The organism is Marinobacter salicampi, from assembly GCF_011074795.1.
In the GTDB taxonomy this organism is placed as follows: Bacteria; Pseudomonadota; Gammaproteobacteria; order Pseudomonadales; family Oleiphilaceae; genus Marinobacter; species Marinobacter salicampi.
In genome coordinates this window covers 93,055-104,896 of sequence record NZ_JAAMPF010000026.1, presented here as the reverse complement: position 1 = coordinate 104,896, position 11,842 = coordinate 93,055, and the positions used below count along the sequence as shown (strand labels likewise).

At 58.7% G+C, this 11,842-nt stretch carries 7 protein-coding genes; all 7 read left to right on the top strand.

Annotated features, from left to right (window positions below):
- Positions 1-327 precede the first annotated feature (327 nt).
- On the top strand, positions 328-1,221 hold the full coding sequence (locus G7W63_RS14690; protein ID WP_341273689.1) for a D-hexose-6-phosphate mutarotase: 894 nt from the start codon (positions 328-330) through the stop codon (positions 1,219-1,221).
- Between the two features lie 121 nt (positions 1,222-1,342).
- The gene (locus G7W63_RS14685; RefSeq protein WP_166259701.1) at positions 1,343-2,158 is read left to right on the top strand and encodes a lysophospholipid acyltransferase family protein; all 816 of its coding nucleotides are present in this window, start codon (positions 1,343-1,345) and stop codon (positions 2,156-2,158) included.
- Entirely contained in the window at positions 2,158-3,105 is a 948-nt protein-coding gene (locus G7W63_RS14680) for an SDR family oxidoreductase (RefSeq protein WP_166259698.1), read from the top strand. The genes G7W63_RS14685 and G7W63_RS14680 overlap by 1 nt, the downstream gene beginning before the upstream one ends.
- Before the next feature lie 83 nt (positions 3,106-3,188).
- Positions 3,189-5,351, top strand: coding sequence for an XrtA/PEP-CTERM system histidine kinase PrsK (gene prsK / locus G7W63_RS14675; protein WP_166259695.1), 2,163 nt, complete (start codon positions 3,189-3,191; stop codon positions 5,349-5,351).
- Positions 5,352-5,493: 142 nt separating this feature from the next.
- A complete protein-coding gene (prsR, locus tag G7W63_RS14670; protein WP_278185424.1) occupies positions 5,494-6,870 on the top strand; it encodes a PEP-CTERM-box response regulator transcription factor in 1,377 nt (458 codons plus the stop codon).
- 43 nt (positions 6,871-6,913) lie between these two features.
- On the top strand, positions 6,914-9,619 hold the full coding sequence (locus G7W63_RS14665; RefSeq protein WP_242634435.1) for a tetratricopeptide repeat protein: 2,706 nt from the start codon (positions 6,914-6,916) through the stop codon (positions 9,617-9,619).
- Positions 9,620-9,850: 231 nt separating this feature from the next.
- Positions 9,851-11,821: a PA14 domain-containing protein gene (locus G7W63_RS14660; RefSeq protein ID WP_166259687.1), complete on the top strand. Its 1,971-nt coding sequence runs from the start codon at positions 9,851-9,853 to the stop codon at positions 11,819-11,821.
- Positions 11,822-11,842: the final 21 nt, after the last annotated feature.

The window sequence follows — 11,842 nt, the reverse complement described above, 5'->3', positions numbered from 1 at the left end:
CCTCTAAATTCTTTTAAACCTGGTTGCCAACATCTTCGGTCACGTGTTCGTAGCTTTTAGATGCATTTTGCACTATTTTTGCGAACGAAAGACTTACGAGCGAGCCAACACAATAAGGGCAGTGTAGCTTGTCATTGCGGTTTTTCGAGTGACATGTATATTTTTATTTCACTATTAGCGAAAACCGGTAGTCGGTGTGGTAGAAGAGGCTTATAAAGGAAATACAGCATTTCGTCTCACTGGACGCACGCGTTCATTTTGCGCTAAAGATACCGATATACCCGTAAGCTCTATCCACTAACGCTACGCATAATTCAGAGGTGCATCTTGCCCATCACCCCAGGCCAGTGGTCGTTTACCCGATGGGTCACCATTGGTCAGCTTGAAGCCCTTGAAGTCCACCACCCTTTGTTTGGCGCCCGGCTGTTTCTGCAGGGGGCTCATCTGACCCAGTTTGGCCCTGTCGGGGAGCCGGGCTGGCTTTGGGTGAGCGAAACCGCGCGCTACGAAACCGGGCGGGCTATTCGCGGTGGCATTCCGGTTTGCTGGCCCTGGTTTGGGGACCCGGCCCGCAACCCGCCGGAAGTGCGGCGGCGGATTCTGACGGACAGCGCCCATGGGTTCGCCCGCACCGCTGTGTGGAAACTGGAGGATGTCCGTGAAACTGCTCATGAGATTGAAATCAGCCTGTCCCTGGATGCGGACACCGATTTCGAAGACCTCTGGCAGGGCCGCGCCCGTGCGCTACTGACCTTCAGCTTCTCGGCAGAGGGCTGCCAACTGGCGCTGACCACCTCAAACGCCGACCGGGAGGCTCTCGCCTTCACCGAGGCGCTGCACAGCTATTTCCCGACCCCCGATATCAGCGATACTCGAATTCGCGGGCTGGATGGCGCCACCTACATCGACACCCTGGATGGCTGGCAGTCGAAAGTGCAGAAAGGTCCGGTCCGGTTCGAAGGCGAAACCGACCGGATCTACGAATCCGGCGGCGACCTGCGCATTGCCACACCGGCCAGGCTGCGCCTGCTGGGTTCCGCCGGCAGCGACTCAACCGTGGTATGGAACCCGGGTCCTGCCAAGGCGCGACGTTTGACGGACTTTCCCGATCAGGCCTGGCGGACCATGCTGTGTGTCGAGACTGCCAATGCAGGCAATGACTATCAGGTATTAAATAGCGGCCAAAGCCATACCCTGGCATTGATGCTCCGCCGGGGCTGAAGGCCGTTGCCCGGCTGCGCTATCTTCGAGGCGCTACCCACGCCTATAATGGCGACAAAACAATTACCGATGGAGCGGCAACGCTCCCGGCATAGCCTTTGCCGGCAGACAAGGAGTCGCAATGAGCCTCAGTTCTTTCCTCAAATCCAAGCTGGTGCCGGCCTCGCTGGATGAAAAGGTCAACCGCATCCGCAAGCCCATTGGCAGCCTCGGCTATGATCCCTGGGGCTACAACAACGAAGCCATAAAAGTCGGCTACTCCCTGACCCAGCAGCTCTACGAAAAGTACTTCCGTGTAGAGGCTGAAGGCGTTGACAAGGTGCCCGCGGAAGGCCCGGTGCTGATCGTTGCCAACCACAGCGGCCAGCTCCCCCTGGACGGGCTGCTGATCGGCTACGCCCTGGCTTCCCGTGAAAACAAACCACGCATGCCCCGGGCCATGATTGAGCGGTTTTTCCCCACGGTGCCCTACCTGGGCAACCTGCTCAATGAAATGGGGGCCGTGCTTGGAGACCCGATCAACTGCGCCAAGATGCTGGCCAATAATGAGGCGGTGGTGGTCTTCCCTGAAGGGATACGGGGCTCCGGCAAGCTCTACAAAGACCGCTACCAGCTCAAGCGGTTCGGCAACGGCTTCATGCATCTGGCGATGAAATACAAGGCCCCGATTGTGCCGGTGGGCGTGGTGGGCTGCGAAGAAACCATCCCCGCCATCGCCAATTTCAAGCCTCTCGCCCATGCCCTGGGTCTGCCCTACGTTCCCATTGCGCTACCGGTGGTTTTCCCGGCCAAGGTCCATCTCAACTTCGGCGACCCAATGATGTTTGATGACACCGATATTACCGAAGACCAGATTGCAGAGCGGGTAGAACAGGTGAAGGCAAGCATCAGTGCGCTTATCGACAAGGGCCTCAACGACAGGAAAAGGTTGTTCTAATGGACCAGGCACGCAGACCTCGTATCCTAGTCACAGGGGCCGCCGGTGCGCTGGCCCAACAAGTCATTTCCCGTCTTCGAAAGGACTGCGACCTGGTGGCGGTGGATTTCCGCGAGCAGGTCTACCTGGGTGACGAGATTCCCAGCTACTGCATCGATTTCAACAAGCGGGGTTTCGAAGACCTGTTCCGGCGTTATGAATTCGATGGCGTGATTCACATGGGCCGCATCATGTCCAGCCAGGAAACCCGCATGCGCCGCTACAATGCCAACGTACTCGGCACCCAGCGGATGCTGGACCTGAGCCATAAATACGGCATTACGCGAGTGGTCATTCTTTCCACCTATCACGTTTATGGCGCGGTCGCCTACAATCCCGCGCTGATCGAGGAAGATGCGCCTCTCAAGGCCGTGGGGCTGAGCATGGACCTCATCGATTCCGTGGAACTGGAGAACCTGGCCAACATCTACCTATGGCGCTACCCGGACCTGAACATCACCATCCTGCGGCCATGCAACATCGTCGGCCCCGGTGTACGCAATTCCATCAGTACGCTCCTGTCCAGCGAGCGGGCTCCGGTGCTGGCCGGATTTTCGCCGATGATGCAGTTCATCCATATTGACGACATGGCGGATGCCATCGTGCTGGCCTATCAGAAAGACCACAAGGGCATCTACAATGTTGCCCCGGAGGACTGGGTTGCCTATCAGCATGCCCTCAAGCTCTGTGGCTGCAAACGACTGCCCATCCCGTCCGTTCCGCCGTTGGTGCCGAAGCTGATCCTGAAGACGCTGGGGCTGCGAAGCTTCCCGCCGTATTTGCTAAGCTTCTTCAAATACCCGGTAGTGATTGATGGCCGTGCCTTTGCCAGGGCGTTCGACTTCAAGCCAAAACGGCCGCTTAAGGCTATCTTCCGATTCTATCGGGAAAACAAAAAACCGATATAACCGCCCTGACCCGTTCAGCCCCCGGTTTATCCGACCCTGTACCGATGATGTATTCTTCGAAGTACCACAGGATGTGAAGAGCCATGGTTACAGATTTCAGCCTGATCAGTCACTCGGCAGCAGCCCTGACGTTTCTTCTGCTGGCACTGTTGATCGCAAGGAAGTACCTGCGGCGGGAGGCTGATCGGGCCCTGTTCCTGGCGTCTCTGGTGTCAGTTCTGTGGGCGACTTCCCTGGTTACCCAGAACCTGTGGAGCCAGCCTCCCTTCTTCCTTCGTTATGTTATTGAACTGCTCCGGGACGCGGCCTGGATCACCGTTGTATTCGCATTGATTCGCGACGGTGCCCGCAACTCCGAACTTGCCGGCCGCACCCAGGGTATATTGGGCACTACCGCCATCGTGCTTGTTACCGGCTTGCTGCTGAGTGGCGTACTCGAGTATCTGCTGGGCTGGCAGATACTCAGCGGCAAAACCAAGGTGATAGGCCAGATTGCCCTGACGCTGCTTGGCATCTGCCTGGTTGAACAGATATGGCGTAACTCGATGTCGTTCGGGCGCTCCAGCGTCAAGTACACCTGTATCGGCATCGCCACCATCTTCATCTTTGACTTTCTGATGTACGCCGATGCGCTTCTGTTCGGGCAGATATCCAGCTCGTTCTGGAATGCCCGCGGAGCGGTGAACGCCCTGGTGGTGCCGCTGTTTGCGGTCAACATGATCAATACCCGGCGCCAGCCGGTAGACTTCCAGCTGTCCCGGAATGCGGTATTCCACGTTGGCACCTTCGTTTTTGCCGGCGCCTACATGCTGTTTGCCGCCGCCGGTGGCTATTACGTCCGCGTGCTGGGGGGCGAATGGGGGGATGCGCTCCAAGTGCTATTCTTCACCGTGCTGCTGGCATTTCTGGCGATGCTGCTGACCTCAACCCGGTTCCGGGTCAAGCTGATGATGTTCATCAGCCAGAACTTTTTCGATTACAAATACGATTACCGCGATGAATGGCTGAAGATGACCCAGGTGTTCGCCAACCTGAGCGACGACCCGCCCCTGCCGGAACGGGTTGTGCGGATACTGGCGGGCCTGGTGGAAAGCAACTCGGGGGTGATCTGGATTCGCGATGAGGACGGCAATTACGCCCTTAACACGGCCGTTAACATGGCGCCGCCCAAATACACTTCCATCGATGGCAAGTGCGAACTGGTGCGTTTTTTCGGTGAGCGGGAATGGATTATTGACCTGCACGAGTACCGGGTCGACCCCATCAGTTACAATTTAGTGGAAATACCCGACGCGGTGCTCAAGTTCGCTGATGGATGGCTGGTGATTCCCATGTACCTTGGCGACAGCCTGTACGGCATCGCCCTGGTGGGCAACCCCTACGCCAAGGTAGAGCTGAACTGGGAAAACTTTGACCTGGTGCGGGTGGTGGCAAGGCAGACCTCCAACCTGCTGGCCCAGGCCGATGCCCAGAACCGTCTTTCCCGGGCCATGCAGTTCGAAGCCGTGAGCAAGGCGTCAGCGTTTATGGTGCACGACCTGAAGACCCTGATCGCCCAGCTCTCGCTGCTCGTCCGCAACGCGCCCAAGCACAGGGATAACCCGGCCTTCATCGACGACATGATCCGCACTACAGACCATGCGGTACAGAAAATGGCCAACCTCGTGGACCACATTCGCAAGCCGGTGGAAGACACCTTCGAGGTCAAGCCGATTGATCTTTATGGACTGATTTCGGAACTGGCAGCCCATTATGGGCGTCATCGTCCTGCCCCTGTGGTAGAAGGTCCCACGGACCCGGTCCTGGTGGCCGCCGATCCCGAGCAGTTACGGAGCGTGCTGGGACACCTGATCCAGAATGCCCAGGATGCCACCTCGCCGGAAGGCGATGTGACCTTGACGATGAAAACTGCCAGTGGCAACGTCGTTCTGTTTATCCAGGATAACGGCTCAGGCATGAACGAGGATTTCATCAAGACCCGGCTCTTCAAGCCGTTCGAAAGCACCAAGGGTCTGACAGGCATGGGGATCGGTGCTTACCAGGCCCGCGAATACCTGCGCAAGATCGGCGGCAATATTGATGTGACCAGCGAACCAGGCGTGGGTTCCTGTTTTTCGGTTCGCGTCCCTATATTCCAACCCGACCCGGAGCGGATTGAAGCCCGGCAATCCAGAAGCGAAAAGGCTGCGGAGCTTACGGTTACTGAGCCGGTGCCAGGCGCAATACAGACCGGCGATGACAAATGATTGGCGTTTTTCAAATTACCGATGTGCTGGCATTGCAATGCGTCAATGATCAGTGAAAAATCTAGACCATACTTAAATACGACATAAGATGGACTTCCGGCACAACTGCCGGCCGACAATTAAAAAAGGATTTGGCCCTGCTGTGAGTAAACGACTTTTAATCGTTGAGGACGACCCAGGACTGCAAAGCCAGATGCGTTGGTGTTTCAGTGATGAACTGGAAATTGGCCTGGCCAACGACCGGGATTCAGCCCTGGCCGCATTGCGGCGGATGGAACCTGATGTCGTGACACTTGACCTTGGCCTGCCCCCGGACCCGGGCGGCGCCAGCCAGGGCTTTGCCCTGCTGGAAGATATTCTGCGCCTGGCACCCCAGACGAAAGTCATCGTGGTGACTGGCCGGGAAGACAAGGAAAACGCGGTCAAGGCCATTGGCATGGGCGCCAGCGACTTTTACCAGAAGCCGCTGGATGCGGACATTCTTACCTTCGTAGTCAACCGCGCCTTGCGCCTGTCCGAGCTTGAGCGCGAGAACCGCGAACTCACCAATCAGCCCAACGGCACCTCCATCAAGGGTATTGTGGCGGCCAGCCCCCAGATGATGACCGTGTGCCGGACTCTCGAGAAAGTCGCGCCTGCGGATGTCACCACACTGATCACCGGGGAAACCGGCACCGGCAAGGAACTGCTGGCCCGGGCATTGCACGACCTGAGCCATCGCGCCAGCAAGCCGTTCGCCGCCATTAACTGCGCCGCGATTCCCGAGAATCTGCTGGAAAGCGAGCTGTTTGGCTATGAAAAAGGCGCCTTCACGGGCGCCACCCAGAGCAAGAAGGGCAAGATTGAAACCGCCAACGGGGGCACGCTTTTCCTCGATGAAATCGGTGACATGCCCATGGCGCTGCAGTCCAAGCTGCTTCGTTTCCTGCAGGAGCGAGTGGTCGATCGTGTTGGCAGCGTCCAGCCGGTTGCGGTTGACGTGCGGGTGGTCTGCGCAACCCACCGGGAAGTGAAGCAATTGATCGAAAAAGGCGACTTCCGGGAAGACCTTTATTACCGGATCAGCGAAATCACCCTTGACGTACCCGCCCTGCGGGATCGCGACGGCGACGCCCTGGTGATTGCCAACTCCCTGCTGAAGAGTTTGGGCAAGCAGATGGACCGCCCGAATCTGAGCTTTGCCGAGGACGCGGTGGCAGCCATCAGCCAATACCCCTGGCCCGGCAACGTGCGTGAGATGATCAACAAGGTCAAGCGCGCCATTATCATGGTGGATGGCAAGCGCATTGGCGCCGATGACCTGGAGCTTGAGTGCGACAAGACCACGCTCTCCAACACCCAGCTCAACCTGCGCCAGGTGCGGGAAACCGCCGAGAGCCAGGCCATTACCCAGGCCCTGCAGACCAGCGGCTTCAACATGGCCCAGGCTGCCCGTCTGCTGGGCATTACAAGGCCGACTCTGTATAACCTCACGGACAAATACAACATAGAGACCTCGTCTGAACCCTCCAGCGTGTGAGCGAGGCATTTCAGTGCAACCGGATTTAAGGAAGGTTAACAACGTGAAACCAAGTAACAGCGTCATGAAGTCACTGCCATTCGCCCGCGCAGCTTTACTCTCTGTTGCGATCAGTGTTGCGCTCGTTGGTTGTGGTGACGAAGACAACATGAGCCAGGACGAAATCCAGTATATGAGTCACCTGGACCAGTCCCGGTTCTTCCAGCGTCAGGGCGAGCTCAGGGCGAGCACCCTGGAGGCACGCAGCGCCATAGACCTGCAACCCGCCAATGCCGACCCGTACTTTGTCATAATCAATAACCTGCTCACAGCGGGTGATGCGGTGAACGCCGAGCGTCAGGTCGATATGCTCGAGGAAATCATGACCGATGAGGTCAGAACAGACACCATCAACAACCGGATGAACCTGATCCGGGCCAAGGCCAACCGTCTGCGGGGCAATACTGACGAAGCCCTTGCCCACCTCGACAAGATCAAGGATCCGGACCGCTCCCAGGAGATCGAGGCAGCGCTTGTCCGGGGTGATGCCCTGCTTACGGCCAGACGCCTGGATGAGGCGGAACTGGCCTATAACCGCGCCCGCGAGCTGGATGGCGGATCGGTTGACCCGCTCATAGGTCTGTCCCGCGTAGCCTATACCCGCGGCGACATGGAGCAGGCCCAGGCGCTGATCGAAGAAGCCAAGGAGATCGACGAGTCCGAAGCAGAGCTCTGGCTGTGGCGGGCTCAGCTCGCCCATTCCAACGAACAATGGGGGCAAGCCGAAGAGGCGTATATCCAGGCTCTGGAAGATATTGGCCAGTTCGATGTCATGACCTACCGCAAGTACGAGACCATCTCGGCACTGGTAAGGGTTCTCAGGGAACAGGGCAAGGCGTCTGAAGCGTTTGTGTATGAAGAAATACTGGCCAAGTCCGCGCCTGGAACCATCAAGAGCAATCTGGTGGCTGCCCAGTCTGCCTACAACGATGGCGACCTGAACCTGGCAGCCCGCTACCTGAACGAGGTGCTGGCCCAGTCACCGAGCCACGAGCAAAGCGCACTTATGCTCGGCATGATCCGGTTCCGCCAGGGTCGTACCGAAGAGGCCGCCCGACTGCTCGGACCCCTGGCTGAAGCCGAAGACTCCGAGGCTGCCTCCAAGCTGTTGGCGGCGGCCCGTATACAGCTTCGGGATCCGGATGAAGCCCGCCGTATACTCGACAACCTGGAAGACAAGGACAGCGACCCGGGCGTGCTTGCACTGGTGGGTATCGCCACCCTGGCCGGCGGCGACAAGCAGGCCGGTGAAGAACTGATCAGAAGATCCCTGGAAATGGCGCCGGACAACAATTCCCTGCGTATCCGCTTTGCCCGCTATCTGGTGCAGGAAGGTGAGACTGACCAGGCCATCGAACAGGCCCAGCAGGTGATGGAGCGGGACCCGGATTCGACCGATGCCCGGGTTCTCATGATCCAGGCCCATATTGCCAGCGGTGACACCAATGCCGCTGTGGAATCGGCGAACGCATGGGTCAAGGAAAAGCCCGACGAAGCACAGCCGAAGCTGGCCAGGGGTGAACTGGCCATGCGCATGGAAGACCCCGCCGACGCCAAACGCTATTTTGAAGAAGCGGCGGCTGCCGACCAGGATGACCCCAGGCCCCGTATTGCCCTGGCCAACCTCGCCCGCAGCCAGGACAATACTGATGAAGCCGCCAGCCATTACAAGGCAGCTGTAAAACTCGCGCCCGACAATCGCCAGGCACTGCAGGGCCTGGCCAACACCCTGGGACGGGACGAAACCGCCGGTTTCCTTGGCGACATTGTCGAGAACAATGAAGCGGTGACCGGCCCCCGCCTCATTCTGCTGGAATATGCCCTGACCAATGGCGACACCGGCAGCGCTGATAACCAGACCGCGAAGCTGCTGGAAACCTCCGATCCAGATGAGCCTTCCGAGCTCGCGCCTGCTGTGGCCAGTGTCTACAACAACGTGGCCGGACAGAAAATGAGAGCCGAGGAGTTCGACCAGGCCCAGGCCATTCTCAAACGGGCCCGTGCCCTCTTTCCGAATAACGAAGACGTGATGCTGCAGTCAGCCTCGCTGGCGTTCCGGTCGGATCGCGAATCGGACGGCCGGGATCGCCTCCAGGAAGCCAAGAAGGCCCAGCCGGATTCTCCCCGCCCCTTCCTGCTGGAAGCGGCCTACCTGACCGAGCAAGGCCGCCACAAGGAAGCGGTGGAGAACTATCAGCTGGCCCTGGAAAAACAGCGCAGCCCCAGCACCCTCCTGCGCTATGCCCAGGCACTGCAACGGGCAGAGCAGCCAAACAAGGCAGTAGAGGTACTGGAAGAGGCTCATGAGGCGTCCCCCAACCAGCCCCAGATAAGCCTCGCCCTTGCCCTTGCTCACCAGAGCGCTGGTAATGATGACGAGGCGGCCGAAGCCTACGAGGCGCTACTGAGGACCGAAGCCAATAATGTAGTGGCCCTGAACAACCTGGCGTGGATCTACCACGAAGGCGATGATGACCGCGCCCTTGAACTGGCCAAACGCGCCTATGAGCTCAGCCCTGAGTCGGCCGCCATTGCGGATACCTACGGCTGGATTCTGTTCAAGATGGGTCAGCAGGCCGAGAGCATCACCGTGCTGGAAAAAGCCCATGAACTTGAGCCTCAGTCTGAAGAAATTGCCATGCACCTGGTAGACGCCTACAAAGCGGCGGGTGAAGAGGCGAAGGCAAAAGCCGTCCTGCAGAAGATCTGATACTGATCGGACAAGGATGAGGTGACACACAAGCCGAGGGCAGCCCCCTCGGCTTTTTCTTTGTATGGTCAGCCCGTATGTCGTCTTATAAACCGTTACTTAATGCTCCACAGTAGTTCAATCTAAGAACTCCGCTGAAATATCAAAACGATACAACGATCGGGTGGCAGCGCCCGTCCCCGGCGCCAATACTTAACTATATGTATTCATGGCAAGAACCACGGAGGGCTTATGTCGAACAGCAAAATTCTTGGCGTTGGAAGTATGCTGGTGCTGATGAGCGGGTGTCAGAGCTGGCAATACCAGGATGTTGACAGCCTGCCCCCCACGGCCTCCCTCCCCCAGACCAGTGAACCAGGCATTGTCCAGGCCCGTTACTGGAATAATGTAAGCGGCAGCAAAGTGCTTGACCTGCTCAGCCTACCGGCCTATCTCGACCAGCCCGATGAGATCATCACCCTGACTGAATTACGGGGTGAGACCAACCGGGGGGACAGTTACGGGGCCCTGGTACGAGGCTATATTATCCCTCCGGCCGATGGCTCGTACCGGTTCTATGTAAGCGGCGATGATGAAACCCAGTTCTGGCTCAGCCCAAGCGAGCTGATCTCCGACGCCCAGATGATCGCTTCGGTCCCGGGCTGGACGCCGGTTGGAGACTACGCCAAGTACGCCAGCCAGCGCTCACCCACCCAGGACCTGAACGCTGGCGAGCGGTACTACTTTGAAGTCCGGTTCAAGGAAGGCGGCGGGGCGGATCATTTCACCGTCGCCTGGGAGGGTCCAGGCTTTGGCAGGCAGGTGGTGGGCAGCGATAATCTGGCTTCCCTGGGGCAGTCCGTCTACCCGGACGAAGAAGGCGCCCGGACCGCCTACTCCATTGGTTATCGGGTGGGCTTCCTGGACGGCTCTGAAGGGCTTGACTTCAACCCCTCCTATCCTCCCCTCGACAAAGACCAGGATGGCCTTTACGACAACTGGGAGGTTATACACGGGCTTTCTCCAGCCGACCCGGGCGATCCGTTTTCCGACCCGGACGGCGACCTGCTCTCGGCGGCCGACGAATTCCTGCTGGGCACCGCTGAAAACGACCGGGACACTGATGATGACGGCATTCCCGACGGGGTCGAATTCGCTTACGGGCTGGACCCGCGGGACCCGTCGGATGCCTCCGAGGATGCGGATAATGACGGCTACACCAACCTGGAGGAATACCGCAGCAATACCGCTATCGATGACCCTGAGGATACCCCCTACACGGCACCCGCGTTCGTGGCGGGCTTCGTGGGTCAGTACTTCCGGGGCACTGGCTTCAATGAATTCGTACAGGCCCGCCATGACGGCCCCATAGACTTTGTCTGGGGTTCGAACGCGCCCATGCCGGAATTGCCGGTGGACCGCTTCAGTGTTCGCTGGAGTGGTCTGTTTACCGCACCCCATACTGAAGGTGTGCGGGAATACGAGTTCATGATCCGCATTGACGACGGTGGCCGGCTGTATCTGAACAATGAGCGCCTGATTGACCAATGGCGGGGCCAGGCTCCCACAGTCTACCGGCATGTGGCGGCGATATCAGTCGGAGAAACACTGCCCCTGACCATGGAGTACTACGAAAGCGCCGGCGGCGCCGTGGCGGAGCTGACCATTACTGACCTGTCCAATGGCCAGACACTCACCATGGACGCCGTTAACGCTCCAGACCCGGACATTGCCCACGCCCAGGACACAGACGGCGATGGCATCCCGGACACATGGGAACTGAGGCACGGGCTCGATCCCTGGCAGGACGACGGTTCAGGTATTTCAAACGCAAGCGGGGTCACCAATCTGCAGGCCTATGAAAACGGCCTTGACCCCTGGACCCTGGAGCCCGTCCCCACGCCCGAGAAAGCCCCCAGAACAGCGGAACCGGAGACAATCGAGCCAGCTGCCCGGCCCGCCGGCACCGCGACCCTGTCGTGGACCGCTCCCTCCACCCGGGTGGACGGAAGCTCCATAGCCCTCAGCGAGATCGACTCCTACATCATTAATTATGGATCCAGCGAGGATAGTCTCACTGAGAGCTATACCGTTTCAGGGGACGCCGAATCCTACACCCTCACCGGGCTTAGCCCTGGCACATGGTATTTCCAGGTGCGCGTGGTCGATACCGATGGGCATGTCAGCGATCCTTCGGAAGTCGTGTCCTATGAGGTGCGATAGTACTTCCAACCGGTAGAAGTA